The sequence below is a fragment of the Advenella mandrilli genome, from assembly GCF_016595155.1.
In the GTDB taxonomy this organism is placed as follows: Bacteria; Pseudomonadota; Gammaproteobacteria; order Burkholderiales; family Burkholderiaceae_B; genus Advenella; species Advenella mandrilli.
Genome location: NZ_JAENGP010000008.1, coordinates 133,451 through 156,391 on the forward strand (window position 1 = coordinate 133,451; position 22,941 = coordinate 156,391).

Consider the following 22,941-nt stretch of genomic DNA (forward strand, 5'->3'; position numbering starts at 1 on the left):
AGAACAATATTAGAAAATAAGTGATTTGCGTATAAAGCAAATCTTCACAGGAGAAAACGATGTCATCGCCTGATCTCAAACAGCAAATTGCACAACTCGCTGATGTTGATACAGTTGAAACGCAAGAATGGCTTGAAGCGCTTGAAGCCGTATTGGACCGGGAAGGTCCTGACAGGGCGCACTTTTTACTGGAAAAATTGATTGATTTGGCCCGTCGTTCAGGATCGAATATTCCGTTTTCTCCACATACAGCTTATGTAAATACCATTCCTCCCGGATTGGAACCACCAAACCCAGGTAATTTGGCTCTTGAAGAGCGCATCCGTTCGTATGTTCGCTGGAATGCGATGGCAATGGTGGTTAAAGCCAATAGCCATGAGCCGGTTGATGGTGGTGATTTAGGTGGTCACATTGCATCGTTTGCTTCGCTTGCTACCATGATCGGATGTGGCCAGAACCACTTCTGGCACGGTGAAACCGCCGAGCATGGTGGTGACCTGGTGTATTTCCAGGGTCACTCTTCACCGGGTGTTTACGGTCGCGCTTACCTTGAAGGTCGCCTCACCGAAGAGCAACTGGATAATTTCCGCCAGGAAGTGGGTGGCAAGGGCTTGTCTTCCTATCCTCACCCTAAATTGATGCCGAATTTCTGGCAGTTTCCAACGGTTTCAATGGGCCTTGGCCCGTTGATGGCCATTTATCAGGCACGTTTCCTGAAATACCTGCACGCACGCGGTATTGCAGATACCAGCAATCGTAAGGTATGGGTATTTTGCGGTGATGGTGAAATGGATGAGCCGGAATCCCTGGGCGCCATCAGCCTGGCTTCCCGCGAAAAACTGGATAATCTTGTTTTTGTGATTAACTGCAACCTGCAGCGCCTGGACGGCCCTGTTCGCGGTAACGGTAAAATCATCCAGGAACTGGAAGGTGATTTTCGCGGTAGTGGCTGGAACGTCATTAAACTGATTTGGGGTAGTTACTGGGATCCGCTACTGGCACGTGATAAAGAAGGTATTTTACGCCGTGTCATGGAAGAAACCGTTGATGGTGAATATCAGGCTTACAAAGCCAATGATGGCGCCTATGTGCGTGAACATTTCTTTGGTAAAGACCCCAAATTGCTGGAGATGGTCAGCCGACTGAGCGATCAGGAAATCTGGCGCCTGAACCGTGGTGGCCATGATCCCAATAAGGTATACGCTGCCTTTGATGCTGCGGTGAAAACCAAGGGACAACCCACTGTGATTCTGGCCAAAACCATCAAGGGTTACGGCCTGGGTCATGTTGCACAAGGCAAAAACCCTGCCCATCAGCAGAAAAAACTGGATCTGGATTCCATTCGCGAATTCCGTGACCGTTTCAATATTCCAATTCCCGATGACAAACTTGCCGATTTGCCATACTTCAAACCTTCTGAAGATTCAGCAGAAATGAAGTACCTCAGGGAGCAGCGCCAGAAACTGGGTGGCTATTTGCCAGCCCGAAGAGCAGTGGCAGAAGAAAAGCTGAAAGTCCCTGATCTGGATAAATTTAATGCGATCCTTGAGCCAACGGCAGAAGGACGTGAAATTTCAACCACACAGGCTTTTGTGCGTTTCCTGAATCAGTTGCTCCGTGACAAGAGTATCAGTGACCGTATTGTGCCCATTCTGGCTGATGAGTCACGTACTTTCGGTATGGAAGGGCTATTCCGCCAAATTGGTATTTATGCGCCAGAAGGTCAAAAATACACCCCTGTCGATAAGAGTCAGGTGATGTATTACAAGGAAACCGCCAACGGGCAGCTATTGCAGGAAGGCATTAACGAAGCGGGTGCATTTGCGTCATGGATTGCCGCAGCTACTTCATATTCCACCAACAACCGCATCATGATTCCATTCTTCATCTACTACTCGATGTTTGGATTCCAGCGGATTGGCGACCTTGCCTGGGCTGCTGGCGACATGCAGGCCCGTGGTTTCCTGTTGGGCGGTACCGCCGGCCGCACCACGCTTAATGGTGAAGGTTTGCAGCACGAAGACGGGCACAGCCATATTATGTCTTCCACTATCCCCAATTGTGTTTCTTATGATCCGGCTTTTGCACATGAACTGGTTGTCATTATGCAAGACGGCCTGAAACGCATGGTTGAAAACCAGGAAAACGTTTATTACTACCTGACTGTCATGAACGAGAATTATGTTCAACCTGGCTTGCAGGTAGGTGACGAAGAAGGCATTATCAAGGGTATTTACAAATTCCGCTCTACCGATAAGGGTGAACTTCGCGTACAGTTACTGGGTTCTGGCACAATTTTGCTTGAAGTGATTGAGGCACAGAAACTCCTTGAACAGGATTGGGGTATCGCCTCTGATGTCTGGAGTGTTACCAGCTTTACAGAACTTCGTCGTGATGGTCTGGATTGCAATCGCTACAACTTGCTTAACCCAACCGCCAAGAAACAAAAAGTTCCTTATGTCACCCGCAAGCTGCAGGAGTCAGATGGCCCGATTATCGCTTCCACTGATTACATGAAGCTTTTTGCTGACCAGATTCGTGAGTTTATTCCAACTGACCGTGCCTATAAAGTGCTGGGTACCGATGGTTTTGGACGCTCCGACTTCCGGTTCAAGTTAAGAGAGCACTTTGAAGTTGATCGTCATTTTGTGGTGTTGTCTGCATTGAAGGCGCTTGCTGATGAAGGCAAGATTCCTGCTACCAAACTTGCCGAGGCCATCAAGAAATATGATGTTAATCCAGGCAAATCCAATCCCCATCACGCATAAGGTCTTTCGATATGAGTAAATTGTTAGAAATTAAAGTGCCGGATATCGGAGATTTCAGCGAAGTCGAGGTCATTGAGTTGCTGGTTGCTGTTGGAGATCGGGTAGAGGCTGAACAAAGCCTTATCACGGTTGAATCAGACAAGGCTTCAATGGAAATCCCGTCTTCTGATGCAGGTGTTGTTAAAAGCCTGAAAATTAAACTTGGTGACAAGGTCAAGGAAGGTAGTGTTATTCTTGAGCTTGAGGTTGCTGGTGACGTGGCCGAGCAGGCAGCACCAGTTACTGCTGCTGCCCAGACATCAGCGGCAGTCAGCCAGGAGCCTGCTGACGCTCCTGGGGCAGAGCAAGCGGTGCCTGTGGCGGCAGGTGGCACGGTAAGTGTTGTTGTGCCCGATATCGGTGACTTCAGTGAAGTTGAAGTTATTGAGGTGTTGGTGGCGGTTGGCGATAAGGTGGAAGTGGAGTCAAGCCTGATTACGGTAGAGTCCGATAAGGCCTCTATGGAAATCCCGTCATCTCATGCCGGTACAGTAACTGCAGTGGCGGTAAAAGTAGGTGACAAGGTTGCCAAAGGATCACTGGTTCTTGAGTTAAGCACCATTGGTGCCCAAGCCAGTACTGCGCCCGTGGCGGCACCTGCACAGGCACAGCAGGCAGGGCAAGCGGCTGAAACCATGGTAAAACTGCCAAGCTCGGACCGTATTGATGAAACAGCAACGATTCCCTCCGAGTTCAGGGTTTCACCCACGGCTTCCTATGCGCCTACCGCACTGCCAAGCCGTAACTTGCCTCATGCTTCTCCTTCGGTTCGCAAGTTTGCACGTGAACTGGGTGTGGATCTTGCGCAAGTGACCGGTACTGGTGATAAACACCGGATTACGCAGGATGATGTCCGCAAGTATGTGAAGGCAGCCCTAACGGCAGCCATGAGTACGCGTTCCACCACCACCAGCACAAGTGTTGGCGGTAGTGGTTTGTCTGTGCTGGGTTGGCCAAAAGTGGATTTTGCCAAATTTGGCCCGATCGAGGCCAAGCCCTTGTCACGCATCAAGAAAATTTCCGGCGCCAACCTGCATCGTAACTGGGTCATGATTCCTCATGTGACCAATAATGACGAGGCAGATATTACCGAGTTGGAAGCGCTTCGTGTGAAGTTGAACAAAGAGAATGAGAAATCCGGTATCAAGTTCACCATGCTGGCTTTCATTATCAAGGCAGTGGTTGCTGCCCTGAAAAAATTTCCTGAATTCAATGCATCGCTTGATGGTGATCAACTGGTTCTGAAAAAGTATTTTCATATCGGTTTTGCTGCCGATACGCCAAATGGGCTGGTTGTTCCTGTTCTCAAAGATGCAGACAAAAAGTCCATTTCCAACATTGCCAAAGAAACGTCTGAACTGGCCAAGCTGGCTCGGGATGGAAAACTTGCTCCTTCACAGATGCAGGGTGGGTGCTTTACCATTTCTTCATTGGGTGGTATCGGTGGTACAACTTTCACACCGATTATCAATGCGCCTGAAGTGGCTATTCTGGGTGTATGCCGCTCTTCATATAAACCGGTATGGAACGGGCAAACCTTTGAGCCACGCCTTATTATACCTCTGTCATTGTCGTACGATCACCGGGTGATTGATGGTGCCCTGGCGGCTCGTTTTAACGCCTATTTGGGTTCATTGCTGGCGGACTTCCGTCGGGTATTAATCTAAGGGTAGGGGTTAAAAATGAGTCAAATTGAAATTAAAGTGCCTGATATTGGTGATTTTGAAAGCGTTGAAGTAATTGAGATCTTGGTGGCCCCCGGTGATGTTGTTGCCGAGGAGCAAAGCCTGATGACTGTGGAGTCCGATAAGGCCTCTATGGAAATCCCTTCACCTGCAGCAGGAAAAGTGGTAGCGCTTAATATCAAGCTGGGTGACAAGGTAGCTCAAGGCAGTGTGATTTTAACACTTGAGAGCAGTGGTGCCGTATCAAACACCGAACCAGCTGCCAGCAGTGTGCCCGCTGCAACGGTAACCCCTGCGGTTGCAGCGCCAGTTGCTTCTGCAGGTGTTTCAGAAGATGCCTATGATGTCCTGGTGCTTGGCGCTGGGCCAGGTGGATATTCAGCCGCGTTCCGTGCGGCAGACCTGGGTCTGAAAGTGGTGCTGGTTGAGCGATACAGCACTCTGGGTGGTGTCTGCCTTAATGTGGGTTGTATTCCATCTAAGGCTTTGCTACACAATGTGGCTGTACTGGAAGAGGCCAAACATTTGGCTGCCAATGGTATTGTTTTTGGCGAGCCAGTTATTGATCTTGATAAACTGCGCGGATACAAAGACAGCGTTATTGGCAAGCTTACAGGTGGCTTGGCTGGTATGGCCAAAGCCCGCAAGGTTACTATAGTAACCGGTGTTGGTGAGTTTACAGACAGCCATCATCTTGCCGTTGCCAAGCCAGACGGCACCTCGGAAGTGCTGGCATTTAAAAATGCCATTATCGCAGCAGGTAGCCAGTCGGTAAAATTGCCTTTTCTGCCCGAGGATGACCGTATTGTTGATTCAACCGGTGCCTTGCAACTCAAGTCTATCCCCAATAAAATGCTGATTGTGGGTGGTGGTATTATCGGTCTTGAAATGGGCACGGTGTATTCTGCCTTGGGTTCCCGTCTTGATGTCGTTGAAATGCAGGATGGTTTAATGCAGGGGGCAGACCGTGATCTGGTTAAGGTCTGGCAAAAAATGAATACCCCCCGTTTTGACAACATTATGTTGAATACCAAAACGGTTGGTGCCGAAGTAAAAGAGGACGGTATTTGGGTTAAGTTTGAAGGCGAAAGCGCACCCAAGGAACCACAACGCTACGATTTGGTATTGCAAGCGGTGGGGCGTTCACCCAATGGTAAAAAAATAGGTGCTGAAAAGGCGGGTGTGCAGGTTAGTGACCGTGGCTTCATTACGGTTGATCAGCAAATGCGCACCAATATTCCTCATATTTATGCAATTGGGGATTTAGTGGGGCAACCCATGCTGGCTCATAAGGCCGTTCATGAAGCGCATGTAGCTGCCGAAGTGATTGCCGGACAAAAAAGCTTTTTTGATGCTCGTGTCATTCCTTCTGTTGCCTACACCGATCCTGAAGTGGCATGGGTTGGGCTAACCGAAGAACAGGCTAAAAAAGAGGGGATCAAGATTGAAAAAGGCCTTTTCCCCTGGGCCGCTTCGGGCCGGGCCATTGCCAATGGTCGTGATGAAGGTTTCACCAAGCTTATCTTTGATGCGCAAACCGGCCGTATTCTGGGCGGTGGCATCGTAGGTACCCACGCGGGTGACCTGATTAGCGAAGTGGCGCTGGCCATCGAAATGGGTGCAGATATGGTGGATATTGGCAAGACTATTCACCCGCACCCGACTTTAGGCGAGTCTATTGGCATGGCAGCAGAAGCCGCTCATGGCAGTTGTACTGACTTGCCGCCTGCCCGACGCAAATAATATCGTTTTGTGTCAGGATTAAAGCTCTCTTATTTTCCGGTTTTCCGGAAAATCAAGAGAGTTTTTTCTTGGTGTCGCTTAAAATAAGCAATTAACCGTTAAGTATTTAAAAATATTGCAATGACTGCCGTACCTACAGAACAGCATTCCCTTGATGAATGGCTGGCTTATCTTGAATCCATTCATTCCACTTCCATTGACATGGGTCTGGATCGTGTTAGTGAAGTGGCCAAGCGCCTGGAAATCAATACGTCCAGTATAAAAATTATTGTAGGTGGTACCAATGGAAAGGGTTCTACCTGCGCCATGCTTGAATCCATCTACCTGGCTGCCGGTTATTCTGTTGGCATGTACACCTCGCCGCATTTAATTCATTTCAATGAGCGTATTCGTTTAGATGGCAGTATTGTCCAGGATGCCGCCATCATTGCGCAACTTGCCCATATCGAGAAGGCGCGCGGTGAAATTTCCCTGACTTATTTTGAATACACAACGCTGGCGGCTTTATTGCTGTTCAAACAGCACAATGTTGATGTGGCCGTGCTTGAGGTAGGTCTGGGTGGCCGGCTTGATGCGGTCAATATTATTGATGCCGACTGTTCTATTGTTACCAGCGTTAATGTAGACCATACTCAGTGGCTGGGTAATACCCGGGAAGAAATCGGATTTGAAAAGGCGCATATTTTCAGGGCAGGAAAGCCCGCTATTTGCAGCGACCCTGAGCCGCCTCAATCCCTGCTTGATTATGCCAGCAACACCGGTGCCGACCTATGGCTGTTTGGCAAAGATTTCAATTACTCTGGCGATAAACAGCAATGGGCGTTTGCAGGACGCACGCAGCGGCGCAATGCATTGGCCTATCCGGCCCTGCGTGGTGGCAACCAGCTGTTAAACGCTTCTGCCGCATTGGCGGCCATTGAGTCACTTCGTGATCGTTTGGCTGTTCCCATTCAGGCCATCCGTGAAGGCTTGTTGCAGGCATCCTTGCCCGGTCGTTTCCAGATATTGCCCGGCCAGCCAACCGTGATTCTTGATGTGGCCCATAATCCGCACGCGGCTGCGGTTTTGGCGCATAACCTTGATGGCATGGCTTATTTCCCATATACCCATGGTGTTATCGGGATGCTAAATGATAAAGATTGTGATGAAGTCCTAAAAAACATGGGCAGGCGCATCGATCACTGGTATTGTGCAAGTTTGCCCGGTGACCGGGCGCGCTCGGGGCAGGAAATTGCCAATAAAATCACGGCTCTTTTTCCTGCCGATCAAGATGGTTTACCAACCGTTACGGTCTATGATACGCCAGTAAGTGCCTATGAAGCGGCACAAGAAAAAATGACTGACAATGATAGGGTTGTGGTCTTTGGTTCATTTGTAACGGTGGCAACTGTTATGCAAAAATTAAACAAAAGGTAAGTTAGCGGTCAAGTTAACGCTCAACAAGGATTTTTATGGGATTGTTCAATTCACAAAATAACCAGAATCAGCTCCATCGGTCACGTACACGCATAAGCGAATCAGAGCAGCAGGCGCTTAAGGCCAAGGCTCGTAACCGGCTGGTGGGTGCCATCGTATTGATTATTTTGGCAATTATCGTGGTTCCCGCTGTTCTTGATACAAACGACACCCCCGAGATTCAGCAACTGCCATCAGTGGCTCCTTTGGTAGCGGGCGGCCATAATGATTCAAATGTGGCTGGAACCCTGTCGGTAACCACTGCTCCCGGTGTCGAGTCCAATGGCAGCACCTCAACCTCCCAGCTTGTTAATACCGATGGGACCGTTTCTGGCGATATACAAGTAACCGGCTCGGTTGCTTCCGACACTGCCCTGATTCCCGAACAAACACAGGATATGCCAGTCGAATCAGTGGCCTCAGGCACTGCAACAGCATCAGCTAACAACACGCAAAACCTGGCTGGGCAAGCGTCCACAACACCAGACCGTCAGCCAGAATCCAAAGAAGTGGTCAAAAAACAGGTACCTGAACGGACCAAGCCGGTTGAGATTAAAAAGCCCGATAATCGGATTACCATCAAAGAGGCTGAACGCACCGATGATGGTTCACGTGCCCTGGCATTGCTAGAGGGACGCAGTCCTTCTGTCAAACCCAAAAGTTCAACCAAGGTAACCAGTGGCAATTATTCCTTGCAAATCGCCTCTTATTCGTCATCCAAAGACGCACAAGACAGGCGTGAAAAATTAATTACCTCGGGCGTTTCCAATGCTTACGTGCAAAGTGCGATGGTTAATGGCAAACAGCAATACCGCCTCCGCGTAGGGCCATTTAACTCACGCGAAGCTGCGCAGGCAGCCCAAACCCGTTTGCGTACGCTAGGTTACGATAACGGGTTTATTTCATCCAACTAACATTGTGACCGAATTTGATTATGTCGCGCTGGCTATCGTTGCCGTATCCGGCTTGCTGGGGTTGTTAAGAGGGTTCCTGAAAGAGTTTTTCTCTTTGATTGCCTATGTCGCTGCATTTATTGGCGCTGTCTGGTGGGGCCCCCATGTATACCCCTGGTTCCAGGCATTAATAGATAACTCTCTTTTAAGCATGGGTATCGGTTATGGCTTGATCTTTATCGGTGTTTTGTTGGTGGTGGGCTTGCTTAATCTGACTCTCGGGACGCTCATTGAAAAAACCGGTCTTGGGCCAGCTGATCGGGGGCTTGGTATTTTATTTGGTCTGGCACGGGGCATTCTTATTGTTCTTGTGCTGGTGGTTATAGCAGGATACACTGCGTTTCCTGAGGAACAATGGTGGGTAAATGCACGTTTTTCAGAGCCCGCAGTCAATCTGGTCAAACAGATCACGCTGCTGTTGCCCGAAGATGTGGGGTCTTACCTGCCTTATCAGTAGTTTTCATCGTTAAAAATAGGTATACACAATATGTGTGGAATAGTCGGGATCGTCGGTCGCTCTCCTGTTAATCAATTGATATATGACAGCCTGCTTTTATTGCAGCATCGTGGCCAGGATGCTGCGGGGATAGCAACAGCAAACGGCAATAATTTTAATATGTTCAAGGCACATGGCCTGGTCAGGGATGTGTTCAGAACGCGTAATATGAGGTCATTGCCCGGCAATTCCGGCATCGGCCAGGTGCGTTACCCCACGGCTGGCTCAAGTGACAGTCTCGAAGAGGCGCAGCCTTTTTATGTAAACGCACCGTTTGGTATCACTTTTGCCCATAATGGCAACCTGACCAACTGGCGTGAATTGCGCGAGTCGCTGTTTAAGGTAGATCGCCGCCACATCAACACCAATTCCGACTCTGAAGTCCTGCTAAATGTCCTTGCCAACGAACTGCAAAATGCGGCACATGGTATCTCTTTAGATACGGATACGATTTTCAAGGCAGTAGCGGCGGTTCATAAACGGGTAAAAGGCGCCTATACCGTTATCGCCCATATTTCAGGCTATGGCATGCTGGCTTTCCGTGATCCGTTTGGAATTCGTCCTTTATGTCTGGGTCGTTCAGAGTCCGAACAGGGTGCCGAGTGGATTGTGGCATCAGAGTCTGTAGCCATCGAAGGTATCGGGTTTGATTTTGTTCGCGATGTACAGCCTGGTGAGGCGGTCTTTATTGATCTTGATGGGAATGTATCGTCACAACAATGTGCTGAAAATCCTGTCTTGACGCCCTGTTTGTTCGAGTATGTCTATTTTGCCCGACCTGACTCAACCATTGATGGGATAAACGTTTATAATGCCCGCCTTAAAATGGGGGAATATCTGGCCATCAAGGTTGCCAAGCAATTGCGTTTAAGCGATGTTGATGTGGTGATGCCAATCCCTGATTCCTCCCGGCCTGCCGCCATGGAACTGGCTTCTCACCTGAAACTGGAATACCGTGAAGGCTTTATCAAGAACCGTTATGTGGGGCGTACATTTATTATGCCTGGCCAGGCAGTACGTAAAAAATCAGTACGTCAAAAATTAAATGCCATGGGCATGGAATTCAAAGGTAAAAATATTTTACTGGTTGATGATTCTATTGTACGTGGCACGACAAGTCGTGAAATTGTGGATATGGCCAGGGCAGCGGGTGCCAACAAGGTGTATTTTGCATCTGCTGCGCCAGCCGTGCGTTACCCTAATGTGTATGGCATTGACATGCCTTCACAGGATGACCTGATCGCCAACGGAAGAACGCCCGAGGAAGTGGCCAGAGAAATTGGCGCCGATGGCCTGGTTTATCAGGATCTTGCTGATCTTAAACGGGCCATTCATGATTTGAATCCAACTATTAGCCAGTATGAGGCTTCTTGTTTTGACGGAAAATATGTGACGGGTGATATAGACGAAGCCTATCTAAAACGTCTGCATGACAGCCGCCACCAAGAGAATAATAGCTCAGAGCCACAGGGTGGTTTGCAATTCAATATGGGGTATGCGGCCAATAACGGCTCTAATAACTAAATTGTCTTTATTTGGCAGTGTTGTTTTTAATGAATAATACTGCCAAAGAAGCGATAACAATGACAGCAGATAACAACAGACTCCATAGGGCGTACTCAATACCCAGGAATTCTACCCGGGCGTCCATGCAGCTGGCATAAATGCCAAACAGCCAGGGTATGGCACCATCCAAGCCGGTGGTTCGCGACATAAACCGGTCAGCAAAAGTCAGGTCACAAGAAAACATTTCAGCGGCTACGCTGTATTGGTACCAAGCGGCAAAAACACCACTAATGCCTAATCCTGCGCTAGTCAAGGCGGCTATTTTCTTGATAACCCTGGCATTGAATAAATTGGCTAGCAGGCATACTGCCGCAATGCACAAAAATATCAGGCGCTGCAAGACGCACCATGCGCAGGGCGGCATGTCAAGGACGTGCTGCGAAAACAGGGCGATACCCACCGCAGATAAGCAGGCTAAGGCAATGAAATTTAATGTTTTTTGTGTCATGGCTGACTTTGTTTTTAGGATTTAAGTTTGGCAATATCGCCTGAAAGGGTCATTATAAGCTCATAAGCACCATTCCAGACAATTTGCACGCCAATGCAAAACAGGATAAAGGCGGACAGGCGCATGAAAACAGCGGTTCCTGTTGAGCCCAGCTTATAAAGAAATTGAGCCGCATATCGCAGGCAGAGATAGACAACCACTGCCACAACGATAATCCCCGTTAAGGTGCCCGTTAAATTAAGCAGGCTGTCAGCAGGGCTGGTGCTTTGCAGGGTTGCGCCAACCGTAATGGCGGCGGCAATGCTGCCAGGGCCGCAAGTAATAGGAAAGGTCAAGGGAAAAAAAGCATGAGCCTTAACTTTTTCCAGTGTGAATTGCTCAGCCAGTTTTTCTGCATGAACAGTATCGTTGTCTTTGGCATTAAGCAATTGCCATGCGCTGGCAACCACCAGCAGCCCGCCCGCCACGCTTACAATAGGCAGGGAAATACCAAAGAAGCTTAGGATAACATTGCCCGCCACCGTAGCAAAAATAAGCATAATAAGCACATTAATGGCAATTCTTTTGGCCAGTAAGGCGCGGGTTGAATTGCTGGCGCCACTGGTCATGGCCCAAAATATGGGCGTTACTGCCGGTGGATTTACAATAGGCAGCAGGGTACCGACAACAAACAGAAAGCTGCGGCCGATAAAATAAACATACTCGTTAATCATCATTTGATGCGGGTATCCGGATAAGTAATGGTTTTCAGGGTTTCAAGCAGGTCACGTTCAAACAGAAGTTGCGTACGCGGATTTTCAAGTGCTACGCCATCAATGATGAAAACGTCTTCCACGCGTTCGCCCAGCGTCATGACTTTGGCCATTTGAAGGTTGATATTATGTCTGCTGAAAGTGGCAGCGAGGCTGTATAGTATACCCGGTGTATCGGTGGCTGTAATTGAAAGTCGCCATGACTTGCTTTGTTCGTCTGGCTGTAATTCTATGCTGGGCACAATTGGAAAGGTGCGGGACCGGCGAATGCCTGCGGTCATGTTGAATCGGCTTCGTCGAATGAGTTCGCACTGAAAGTTTTCCAGCAATTTTTTGGTAATTTTATTAACCAGACCATGTTCGATAATGGGCACATAAGAACGGGTATCCTCACCAAAGGCAAGGCTCTCAATGATAAAACTGTCTAGCGCGTAGCCGTCATTGCTGGTATGGATACGGGCGTCAAGAATATTAATCTGGTTTTCGTAGAAATAGGAACAAATCAACTCAAACAGGTTTTCTTTGTCTTTGGTGTAGACCAATAACTGAATCCCTTCGTTTTTTTCAGTGGGGCGGGCTTTCACAACGGTCTGTTCAGTAGAAACGGTTTTATATAGTTGCCGGGTATGCCAGGCAATTTCCTGGGGTTCATGTCGCAAGAAGTAGGCAACATCCATTTTTGACCAGAATGCCTCGCGGTCTTCATCGTCAAGTCCGGCAAGACTGATTAATGCCATGGCTTCATTTTTTCGTTGCGCCAAAATACTGCTGCGATCCAATTGTGCACCGCCCAGGGCAGCCAGTGCACGATGGTATAAATCTTCAAGCAGCTTGCCTTTCCAGGCGCTCCAGACTTTAGGGCTGGTGCCGCGGATATCTGCCACAGTAAGCAGATAAAGTGCACTCAGGCTGCGCTCTGACTTTACTAAATCGATAAAATTCTGGATAACTTGTGGGTCAGATAAATCCTGCTTTTGAGCAACCCTGGACATGACAAGGTGGTTTTCAACCAGGAACTCAACCAAGCGGGCGTCTTCTGGTTCGAGCTTGTGATCTTTGGCAAATTTGCGTGCTTCAAGTGCCCCCAGTTCAGAGTGATCGCCACCACGCCCTTTGGCGATATCGTGAAACAGGGCGGCCACATACAGCAACCAATGTTTTTCAAAAGAAGCAATCAGATGGCTGGCCAGGGGATATTCGCGGGCGTGTTCGGGCATGGTAAAGCGTCGCAGGTTGCGAATAACCATCAAGGTGTGTTGATCTACGGTGTATACATGGAATAAGTCATGTTGCATCTGGCCAACCACATTTTTGAATGCCGGGATATACATGGGGAGCACATTAAGCATGGTCATGCGTCGCAGGTTATGTACGATGCCGGTGGGAGATTGCAGGATTTGCAAAAACAGCCAGCGGTTAACCGGGTTGCGCCTGAATTGGGCGTCTATCCTGAAACGCGAGCTCCAGATGGCCCGCTGTGTACGGACGGTCATGTCGGTTAATTCGGGATGTTGTTGCATAACCAGAAACGACTTCAACAGTAGCTGGGGCTTACGCTCAAAGGCGTCATCAGCCTTGATGTCCAGTCTTTGCTGGATGCTGCAAAAATCTTCATCAATATCAATTATCCTGGGGTTGGTAACCGGAAAAAAATAATCCTGAAAATTTTGCATCATGAATTGGGTAAGCTGGTAAACAACACGGGCCGAATTATAATACCGTTGCATGAGTACTTCACTGGGGCGCTTGCTGCCCTGGGGTTTTATTTTATAAGTTTCAGCCAAGACGGGTTGCGTATGAAACAGTAAGCGATCATCACGTTTATTGGCCAGCAAATGAAGTTCAATACGCAGTCGCTTGAATTCCTGTTCGGCTTTTTTCAGTTTGCTGGATTCGTCATCGGTCATTAAACCTGCGGTAACCAGATTGCGCCAACTGGCCCCCATTCCGGCTGCCTTTGCCAGCCAGTGTATTTGCTGCATGTCTCTGTGGCCACCAGGTGATTCTTTGCAATTGGGTTCAAGAGAGTAGGGGGTGTCGCTGAAGCGGGCATGACGTTGTTGTAATTCAAGTTTTTTAGCCAGAAAAAATTCGCGAGGATTTAGTCTGTCATGAAACTGCCGGTCCAGTTCAAGAGCCAGTTTTCGGTTACCCAGCAAGAAACGCAACTCCAGCAATGAGGTTTCTATGGTTATATCTGTTTTGGCGGTTTCAAGGCATTGATCAATCGTTCGCACGCTATGACCAATTTCAAGACCAAGGTCCCATAGCAGGGCAACAAATGATTCAAGCGTGATTTTTTCTTTTGCTGACGGATCTTCTTTAAGGAGAATCAGGATGTCAATATCTGAAAACGGGTAGAGCTCTCCTCGGCCATAACCGCCTACGGCGCATAGGGCCGCATTTTGGGGAAGCGGATGGAATTCGACCAGATTTCTGAACGCCTGGTCGATGATTTTACGAAGTGATACCAGCAAAGTATCCGGTCTTATTTTTTGTTGCCTGTATAAATTGAACAAATGCTTTTGTTGTTCATTAAGTAGTTGTTTGGCAAGCAAAGCTTTGCTGGGAATATTCATTTTTTATTGCTTGATAAAAGCCGGTGGCGCCGGCATGTCGGGGGATGTGGTAAGGACTTCGTAGCCGGTGTCGGTGATGATGATAGTATGCTCCCATTGGGCTGAAAGGCTGTGGTCGCGAGTCACAACGGTCCATTGGTCGGCCAATATGCGTGACTCTTTACGACCTGCGTTAATCATGGGTTCTATGGTAAAAACCATGCCTTTTTCCAGCTTCAGGCCTTCTCCGGGCTTGCCAAAATGCAATACCTGGGGCTCTTCGTGGAAATTACGGCCTATACCGTGTCCGCAATACTCACGAACCACAGAAAATCCGTTGGATTCAGCATGTTTTTGAATGGCATGGCCGATATCGCCAAGCGTTGCGCCGGGCTTGACTTGCTGTATACCCAGCCACATGCACTCGTAGGCATTTTCGATAAGGCGCTTTGCCAGAATAGAAGGGGGGCCTACATAAAACATGCGACTGGTGTCGCCATACCAGCCGTTTTGAATAATAGTGACATCAATATTAAGGATGTCTCCGTTCTTGAGTTTTTTGTTGCCAGGAATGCCATGGCAAATGACATGATTGACTGAAATGCAGACGCTTCCAGGATAAGGCGGGTGACCCGGTGGAGCGTAGCCAATGGTGGCTGATTTAACCTTGAGTACATCGGTCATGTAGGTTAGGCACAGGCGGTCGATTTCACCGGTTGTTACACCTGCCTTGACAAAAGGTGCAATATAATCCAGTACAGAGGCGGCTGTTTGGCAGGCGTCTCTCATTTGGTCGATGTCATTTTGGTTTGTTAAAATTGGCATAACTGCTTGAGTAAATTATAAAAAAGATAGTACAATAATGGGCTTACCTGAAATTTTCGGGTAAGAAGCAATAAAAGTATAGATTGTACCATCTATTTTTATTTTTTATTATGCAGTAAATCGCGTGTATTTTTTCCTAGGGTGTTGATTTTAAAAGATAAAGTCAATACTAAAAATACACAGGAACTAACCCTTTGGAGTTTTATATCATGTCATTGATGCGTGAAATGCTGGAAGCAGGTGTACACTTTGGTCACCAAACCCGTTACTGGAATCCCAAAATGTCTCAGTACATTTTTGGTAGCCGTAACAAAATTCATATCATCAATCTGGAAAAAACCGTAGGTAACTACCTGGAAGCAATGAAATTTGTTCGCCAGACAGCTGCCCGTGGCGGTAAAATCCTGTTTGTTGGTACAAAACGTGCTGCACGTGAAACCATAGCAGCTGAAGCCGCACGCGCAGGCATGCCTTATGTTGACAGCCGCTGGCTTGGCGGCATGATGACCAACTTTAAAACGGTCAAAAGCTCTATCAAGCGTCTGAAAGAAATGGAAGTGGCTGTTGCTGATGGCAGCACCGAAGGCATGAGCAAGAAAGAAGCCCTGATGTTCGATCGTGAACTGGAAAAGCTGAACAAATCCATCGGTGGTATCAAGGATATGAACAACCTTCCCGATGTGTTGTTTGTTATTGACGTTGGCTACCACAAAATTGCCATCCAGGAAGCTCGCACACTGGGTATCCCCGTGGTTGCCGTGGTTGATACCAATCACTCACCTGATGGTATTGATTATGTTATTCCTGGTAACGATGACTCTGCAAAAGCAATTGCCCTTTACGCAAAAGGCGTGGCTGATGCCTGCCTTGAAGGCCGAGAGCAAAGCCTGAATGGTTTGGTTGAAACCATTGTTGAAGGTGAAGAAGAGTTCGTTGAAGAAGTTCAGGAAGACGACAACAACTAATAGACAGCATCTTGCCCGATATTCAGTTGTCATGAGAATCGGGTATGTTGTCCATTGATCCCGCTAGGCTGATCAATTATATTTGTAAATTCAATTCGCCCCGCCTAGTCGGGGCGACTTAAAAAATACTGGAGTGAAAATGGCTGCGATTACTGCTGCGATGGTAAAGGAACTGCGCGAGAAAACAGATGCGCCCATGATGGAGTGCAAAAAAGCACTAACAGAAGCTGATGGCGACATGGCTCGTGCTGAAGAAATTCTGCGTGTCAAACTGGGTAGCAAAGCCAGCAAGGCCGCTTCACGTGTTACGGCTGAAGGTCTGGTTGGTCTGTATATTGCTGAAGATGGCAAAACCGGTGCTGTGGTTGAGATCAACTGTGAAACCGACTTTGTTGCTAAAAATGACGATTTCATAAACTTTGTCAATCAGATGGCAGAGTTGGTGGCAAAAGAAAATCCTGCCAACGTTGAAGCATTGTCTGCACTGCCATTTGCTGAAGGTACCGTAGAGTCCACACGCTCAGCCCTGATTGGTAAAATCGGCGAAAACATGTCTATTCGCCGTTTCCAGCGTATCGCAACAGAAAACCTGTTGTCCAGCTACATTCACGGCGGCCGTATTGGTGTGTTGGTAGAGTTCTCTGGTGATCAGGAAGTAGGTAAAGACCTGGCCATGCACATTGCGGCTACCAAGCCTAAAGCTATTGATGCTACGGGTGTACCTGCCGAGGAAATTGAAAAAGAGCGTTCTGTAGCCGAGCAAAAGGCGTCTGAATCCGGTAAGCCCGCAGAGATCGTTACTAAAATGGTCGAGGGTTCTATTGCCAAATTCCTCAAGGAAGTTACCTTGCTGACCCAGCCATTTGTTAAAAATGACAAACAAACCGTTGAGCAAATGCTGAAAGAAAATAAAGCTTCTATTTCCAGTTTTGCCATCTTTGTAGTTGGTGAAGGGATAGAGAAGCAAGTCAGTGATTTTGCCTCTGAAGTGGCTGCCGCTACTGGCAACTAATTCAAGCAATTTGGCCTGATGAAAATAATCCCCTGTTAAGGGGATTATTTTTGAAAACTGCAAAAATCTTCTCCTAGGCTTGTTACAATAACATGTTAATTTTTTTAAGGATGCCTTGGCATGAATGGCAATAAATTTAAACGCGTTCTTTTAAAGCTTTCTGGCGAAGCCTTAATGGGCGAAGATGCGTATGGTATTAATCGAGCAACGATTATACGCATGACAGAAGAAATTGCTGAAGTTGCAAAAATGGGTATAGAGCTTTCTATTGTCATTGGCGGGGGTAATATTTTCCGCGGTGTGGCACCCGGTGCACAAGGCATGGACAGGGCAACCGCAGATTATATGGGTATGATGGCCACAGTCATGAACGCGCTTGCCCTGCAGGACGCGCTTAAAAACCACGGTGTTGTAGCGCGGGTTCAGTCTGCCCTGAATATCGACCAGGTGGTTGAGCCTTATATTCGCCCTAAGGCATTGCGTTATCTCGAAGAGAAAAAAGTGGTTATTTTTGCTGCGGGAACAGGCAATCCATTTTTTACCACTGATACCGCTGCAGCATTGCGTGGTGCTGAAATGGGGGTTGAAATTGTCTTGAAAGCCACAAAAGTAGATGGTATTTATTCTGCTGACCCCAATAAAGATCCTACCGCCACAAGATACTCCCGTATCAGTTTTGATGAGGCAATTTCACGCCGGCTTGAAGTCATGGATGCAACGGCATTTGCCTTGTGTCGCGACCAGAAACTGCCAATTATGGTCTTTTCAATTAACAAGCCGGGTGCCCTGAAAAGAGCAATATGCGGTGAAGATGAAGGCACGTTAGTTCACGTATAAAGGATATGTAATGAGTATTTCAGAAGTAAAAAAATCAGCTGAAACCAGGATGAACAAATCCATTGAAACGCTGAAAAACAATTTATCAAAAATTCGTACCGGCCGCGCCACAGCTGCGCTACTTGATCATGTGCAGGTTGACTATTACGGTTCAATGGTTCCTGTTAGCCAAGTTGCGGCAGTCAATGTTATTGACGCCCGCACGCTTAGCGTGCAACCATGGGAAAAACAAATGGCGGCTCCCCTGGAAAAAGCTATTCGTGAATCCGATCTTGGCCTGAATCCTGTGGCATTAGGTGAACTATTGCGTGTGCCCATGCCAGCCTTAACAGAAGAACGTCGCCGTGATCTGAGTAAAGTGGTCAAGAATGAAGGCGAAGATGCAAAAATTGCCATCCGTAACCTGCGTCGGGATGCCAATGACACCTTCAAGAAAATGGTTAAGGACAAAGAAATTTCTGAAGATGATGAGCGTCGCGCCCAAGATGATATCCAGAAAATGACGGATAAATTTGTTTCTGAAATTGATGCCCTGATTTCTCAAAAAGAAATCGAAATCATGAAAGTTTAAGCATTGGCTTATTATTCATAATATTTACATTTATTGAAGCTAGCTAATGATCCTAAGCTCGACACTTGAAATTCCGGAAACCCATGGTGTGCCAAAACATATTGCCATTATTATGGATGGCAACGGCCGTTGGGCAACCGACAGAAAGCTACCACGGACAGCAGGGCATGTTCGTGGTGTGCAAGCCGTACGTAAAGTTGTCGAGCACTGTGCCAAAAGCGGCGTCAGCTACCTGACCTTGTTTGCATTCAGTTCAGAAAACTGGCGTCGCCCGAAAGATGAAGTTTCTTTGCTCATGCGACTTTTTATTCGCACTCTGGAGCGGGAAGTCAAACGTCTGAACCAAAATGGCATATGCTTGAAAGTTGTGGGTGATTTGTCTCAGTTTGAGCCAAAATTACAGCAACTTATCCTTCAATCACAAGAAAAAACCAGCGCTAACACCACAATGACCCTGACGATTGCCGCCAACTATGGTGGCCGTTGGGATATCTTGCAGGCAATGAGGCGTCTTGTGGCCGAAAATCCACAAGCAGCCCATTCCCCAGAATTAATCAATGAGCAATTGCTTAATAGTTATCTTGCCATGTCCTGGGCACCCGAGCCTGATTTATTCATCAGGACAGGCGGTGAAAGCCGTATTTCAAATTTTATGATTTGGCAGCTGGCGTACACAGAGCTTTATTTTACCAATACTTATTGGCCCGACTTCAAGGAAAAAGACTTGGAGTTGGCTTTTGAGTGGTACCGGAGCCGGGAACGCCGGTTTGGGCGAACCAGTGCTCAGCTTAAAACAAAATAATAGGGGGCACTCATGCTTGGCCAAAGAATTATAACGGCCATTGTTCTTTTGGTGGTTTTAACCGTAGCTGTTTCAATGGCTAACCCAGTATATTTTAACGGCTTTGTCAGTATTGCCGCTGCCGCAGCATTCTGGGAATGGTTGCGGCTTGCCTTGCCAAAAGAAAGTCGTGGTAAAGGGCATGAATATATTGGTGCCGTTGTTCTGTTTATACTATTTTTAACCGGTGCCATTTTTCTTCCTGACATGATGGTTGCCGGTACGCCGTATTATTCTATCCTCAACAAGGTGGGGCTGCTTTTTGTTGTGATTAGCGCACTGGCCTGGCTGTTAGTGATACCGATTGTGCTTTATCGGGCACAAATGGATCCAGCCGGACAAAATTTCTTTCATGCCTTGTTTGGTTTTATTACCATTGTAGCAACATGGTATGCCATTATTACCATGTATGCTATGCATGGTGCCTGGTTTGTTTTTTCTTATCTGGTTCTTATCTGGTGTGCTGATATATTTGCCTATTTTGGAGGCAAATATTTTGGTGGTGCAAAGCTTGCACCGAAAATCAGCCCGGGAAAAACCCGTTCGGGTGCCTTGTGCGGTATTTTGGCATCCATCATCTGGATGATAGCCAGTGCATTCATAGAAAACAGTTTTTCCCATTTCATGCTGCAACAATCTTCTATCTTGCTCATTTCGGCAGTGGGTTTATTGCTGGCAGTTTATTCCATTTTTGGAGACCTGTATGAATCGCTCATGAAGCGCCGGGCAGGTTTCAAGGATTCCAGCAGTTTATTGCCTGGCCATGGTGGTGTCTGGGATCGGCTGGACTCGGTATTGTCGGTCAGTCCGATTGCAATGCTGATCTGGTATTTACTTATTCATTAATTTATTATGCAAAACATAGCAATATTTGGCGCCACCGGTTCCATTGGTGACAGTACGCTGGATGTTATAGGCAAACACGCGGAGCGTTTTTCCGTTTACGCGCTTAGTGCGCATAGCCGCATTCAAAAATTGCTGGCACTTTGTCTGGTTCATCACCCGAAGGTTGTGATTGTTCCTGATGAGATCGCTGAAAAAAAATTCAGGCAGCTTTGGCCCGCAAATATAGCCATGCCTGAAATTCGTGTAGGTTCCAAAGGATTGTGTGAGACTGCCCGTGACCCAGAGGTGGATGCGGTTGTTGCTGCAATTGTGGGGACAGCAGGTTTACCATCTGCATTTGCCGCTGCGCAGGCCGGCAAGCGAATTTTACTGGCTAACAAAGAAGCGCTGGTTGCTGCCGGTTCCCTGTTTATGGAAACGGTTAAAAAAAATAATGCCATTTTATTGCCACTTGATAGTGAACATAATGCGATTTTTCAATGTTTACCTGGCGGCAAAAACAATTCACAGGTAAAACGTCTTGTTCTTACCGCTTCAGGTGGGCCGTTTCGTAATATAGATCCGTCCCGGCTTTCTGCAGTAACCCCCGAGCAGGCGTGCAAACATCCAAACTGGTCCATGGGAAGAAAAATATCCATTGATTCGGCCACTATGTTAAATAAAGGGCTGGAAGTGATCGAGGCAAAATGGATGTTTGATGTTGATGCCTCAAAAATTGATGTTCTGGTTCATCCTGAAAGCACAATTCATTCAATGGTTGAGTATATTGACGGCTCATTGTTAGCGCAATTGGGTAATCCGGATATGCGTATTCCCATCTCGTATGCGCTAGGTTACCCCGACAGAATTGAAAGCAATACCGAAAATTTTGATTTATCCCGTTTATTGCAGCTTAATTTCGAGTTGCCTGATTACAAGCGGTTTCCCTGTCTGAAGCTGGCTTTTGATGCGCTGCAATCAAGCCAGTCGGACTGTGTGGTGCTTAATGCGTCAAATGAAATAGCGGTTGATTATTTCCTGAAAAACAGAATAAAGTTTACCGACATTGCCGTTACAATCGAAAAGATGCTTGATGGATTTGCAGGAACTGTCAAGGGATCATTGGGTCATATAGATGATGTCTTCGAACTTGATGCCCTAACCAGAAGCCATACCAGTGAACTGTTAAACAATACCCATTGACCTGCCCGAGGATCTTGATGTTTTTAAATCTGCTTTTCTTTATTATTACCATCAGTATTGTGGTTGTCTTCCATGAGTTGGGGCATTATCTTGCAGCCCGTTATTACAACGTAAGGGTAGAGCGGTTTTCACTGGGTTTTGGGAAGGTCCTTTTCAGAAAAACAGATAAACACGGCACCGAATGGGCCGTATCGGCCTTGCCGCTGGGCGGGTATGTCAAGCCGCTTGCCGAGCCACCGGCAGGAGCAACTGCACGGGAAGCTGCGCAGGCCATTAGCCAGAAAACTGCCTGGCAACGGTTTGTTATATTTGGCGCGGGGCCGTTTTTTAGCTTTTTATTGGCCATTATTATTTATTCTGGCATGAAAATAAGTGGTACGACAGAACCCATGCCGTCTCTTGCCCAGCCCGAGCCCAATACTGCCGCCTATGTGGCAGGAATACAAGGCGGAGATAGTTTGCTGGCGGTGGACGGGGTTAAGGTGCAAGGGTGGGCTGAAGCCCGTTTGGCCTTGCTTGAGCCACTTGCTTCGGGGGCCACAACTACACTAGAACTTCAGACTGAAAATGGCGTAACGCGCAATGCAGCCATACAGTTTCCCAAAGTAACCGGCACCCTGGAAGGTGTTGATTTAATGGGACAGGCTGGTCTTGCCCTGATGGCACCAAAGCCACGTGTCGCCAATGTTCTTGAGGGCGGGGCAGGAAAGCAGGCAGGCCTTCGTGATGGTGACCTGGTTTTACGAGCAGGAAACCATGAAGAAATAACCATTATTGGCTTGATTGAACTTATCCAGAACAGTCCTGAAGAGACCCTGCCATTGCTTATATCAAGAGATAACACCGAATTGTCACTTAATATTACGCCGCGCGCAGAGGTTAATGAAAATAACCAGACAGTTGGTAAAATAGGCGTGGCTTTTTCAGGTCAATATCCTACGCTTACTGTACGTTACGGCATTTTTGAAAGTGTTTATCTGGCTACCGTGCAAACTTTTGATACAGCCTGGTTCTCCCTGAAAATGCTTGGCAAAATGGTAACAGGGCAACTTTCCTGGAAAAATATCAGTGGCCCCATAGCCATTGCCGATTACGCCGGTCAATCCGCACAGGTCGGGCTAGACAAATTTATTGAATTTATCGCACTTATTACCGTGAGTATTGGTGTCCTGAACTTGCTTCCCATTCCTGGTCTTGATGGTGGACAAATGGTTTTTTGCCTTATTGAAATGGTCAGAAAAAAAGCTTTGTCCGAACAGGTGCAGGAAAAAAGCCTGATGGTCGGCTATTCATTATTGCTGTTTTTAATGATATTTGCATTTGTAAATGATATTGCCCGTGTTTTATGATTTTTTGATGCGCTAAAGAACGGGTTTTTGCTGGCAAATAAGGAATTTCT

19 protein-coding genes are annotated in these 22,941 nt (G+C 47.4%); 15 read left to right on the forward strand and 4 right to left on the reverse strand.

The window, feature by feature from the left end:
* Positions 1-59: 59 nt before the first annotated feature.
* From aceE to purF, 7 genes are all read left to right on the forward strand, one after another.
* Positions 60-2,768: a pyruvate dehydrogenase (acetyl-transferring), homodimeric type gene (aceE, locus tag JHL22_RS08225; protein ID WP_200235856.1), complete on the forward strand. Its 2,709-nt coding sequence runs from the start codon at positions 60-62 to the stop codon at positions 2,766-2,768.
* Between the two features lie 11 nt (positions 2,769-2,779).
* Positions 2,780-4,474, forward strand: a complete 1,695-nt coding sequence (aceF, locus tag JHL22_RS08230; protein WP_200235858.1) for a dihydrolipoyllysine-residue acetyltransferase — start codon at positions 2,780-2,782, stop codon at positions 4,472-4,474.
* Between the two features lie 15 nt (positions 4,475-4,489).
* Positions 4,490-6,235: a dihydrolipoyl dehydrogenase gene (gene lpdA, locus JHL22_RS08235; protein WP_200235860.1), complete on the forward strand. Its 1,746-nt coding sequence runs from the start codon at positions 4,490-4,492 to the stop codon at positions 6,233-6,235.
* Positions 6,236-6,355: 120 nt separating this feature from the next.
* A complete protein-coding gene (gene folC / locus JHL22_RS08240) occupies positions 6,356-7,651 on the forward strand; it encodes a bifunctional tetrahydrofolate synthase/dihydrofolate synthase (protein WP_200235862.1) in 1,296 nt (431 codons plus the stop codon).
* A 35-nt stretch (positions 7,652-7,686) separates the two neighbouring features.
* Positions 7,687-8,604 (forward strand): SPOR domain-containing protein, encoded by a 918-nt coding sequence (locus JHL22_RS15950; protein ID WP_234041197.1) that lies wholly within the window; start codon positions 7,687-7,689, stop codon positions 8,602-8,604.
* A 4-nt stretch (positions 8,605-8,608) separates the two neighbouring features.
* On the forward strand, positions 8,609-9,100 hold the full coding sequence (locus JHL22_RS08250; protein ID WP_200235864.1) for a CvpA family protein: 492 nt from the start codon (positions 8,609-8,611) through the stop codon (positions 9,098-9,100).
* Positions 9,101-9,130: 30 nt separating this feature from the next.
* Positions 9,131-10,663, forward strand: coding sequence for an amidophosphoribosyltransferase (purF, locus tag JHL22_RS08255; protein WP_200235866.1), 1,533 nt, complete (start codon positions 9,131-9,133; stop codon positions 10,661-10,663).
* A gap of 7 nt (positions 10,664-10,670) precedes the next feature.
* Here the strand turns inward: purF and JHL22_RS08260 are convergent, their stop codons facing one another.
* The 4 genes from JHL22_RS08260 to map are packed head-to-tail and all read right to left on the reverse strand — an operon-like array spanning position 10,671 to position 15,288.
* Complete coding sequence (locus JHL22_RS08260; protein ID WP_200235868.1) at positions 10,671-11,153, reverse strand: disulfide bond formation protein B; 483 nt, start codon at positions 11,151-11,153, stop codon at positions 10,671-10,673.
* Positions 11,154-11,167: 14 nt separating this feature from the next.
* A complete protein-coding gene (locus tag JHL22_RS08265) occupies positions 11,168-11,869 on the reverse strand; it encodes a MarC family protein (RefSeq protein WP_200235870.1) in 702 nt (233 codons plus the stop codon).
* Positions 11,866-14,484 (reverse strand): [protein-PII] uridylyltransferase, encoded by a 2,619-nt coding sequence (locus JHL22_RS08270; RefSeq protein WP_200235872.1) that lies wholly within the window; start codon positions 14,482-14,484, stop codon positions 11,866-11,868. Before JHL22_RS08270 ends, JHL22_RS08265 begins: the two co-directional genes overlap by 4 nt.
* Positions 14,485-14,487: 3 nt before the next feature.
* Positions 14,488-15,288, reverse strand: coding sequence for a type I methionyl aminopeptidase (gene map, locus JHL22_RS08275; RefSeq protein WP_200235874.1), 801 nt, complete (start codon positions 15,286-15,288; stop codon positions 14,488-14,490).
* A 209-nt stretch (positions 15,289-15,497) separates the two neighbouring features.
* Between map and rpsB the strand changes: the two genes are divergently transcribed.
* The 8 genes from rpsB to rseP all read left to right on the forward strand — a co-directional run bounded on the left by rpsB (position 15,498) and on the right by rseP (position 22,891).
* Positions 15,498-16,253: a 30S ribosomal protein S2 gene (gene rpsB, locus JHL22_RS08280; protein WP_200235876.1), complete on the forward strand. Its 756-nt coding sequence runs from the start codon at positions 15,498-15,500 to the stop codon at positions 16,251-16,253.
* A gap of 139 nt (positions 16,254-16,392) precedes the next feature.
* On the forward strand, positions 16,393-17,265 hold the full coding sequence (tsf, locus tag JHL22_RS08285; RefSeq protein WP_200235877.1) for a translation elongation factor Ts: 873 nt from the start codon (positions 16,393-16,395) through the stop codon (positions 17,263-17,265).
* 120 nt (positions 17,266-17,385) lie between these two features.
* A complete protein-coding gene (gene pyrH, locus JHL22_RS08290) occupies positions 17,386-18,102 on the forward strand; it encodes a UMP kinase (protein WP_200235880.1) in 717 nt (238 codons plus the stop codon).
* Between the two features lie 10 nt (positions 18,103-18,112).
* On the forward strand, positions 18,113-18,673 hold the full coding sequence (gene frr, locus JHL22_RS08295; RefSeq protein ID WP_200235882.1) for a ribosome recycling factor: 561 nt from the start codon (positions 18,113-18,115) through the stop codon (positions 18,671-18,673).
* A gap of 46 nt (positions 18,674-18,719) precedes the next feature.
* The gene (gene uppS / locus JHL22_RS08300; protein ID WP_200235884.1) at positions 18,720-19,475 is read left to right on the forward strand and encodes a polyprenyl diphosphate synthase; all 756 of its coding nucleotides are present in this window, start codon (positions 18,720-18,722) and stop codon (positions 19,473-19,475) included.
* A 12-nt stretch (positions 19,476-19,487) separates the two neighbouring features.
* On the forward strand, positions 19,488-20,360 hold the full coding sequence (locus JHL22_RS08305; RefSeq protein WP_200235886.1) for a phosphatidate cytidylyltransferase: 873 nt from the start codon (positions 19,488-19,490) through the stop codon (positions 20,358-20,360).
* 6 nt (positions 20,361-20,366) lie between these two features.
* A complete protein-coding gene (locus JHL22_RS08310) occupies positions 20,367-21,542 on the forward strand; it encodes a 1-deoxy-D-xylulose-5-phosphate reductoisomerase (protein WP_200235888.1) in 1,176 nt (391 codons plus the stop codon).
* Between the two features lie 17 nt (positions 21,543-21,559).
* Complete coding sequence (rseP, locus tag JHL22_RS08315; RefSeq protein WP_200235890.1) at positions 21,560-22,891, forward strand: RIP metalloprotease RseP; 1,332 nt, start codon at positions 21,560-21,562, stop codon at positions 22,889-22,891.
* Positions 22,892-22,941: the final 50 nt, after the last annotated feature.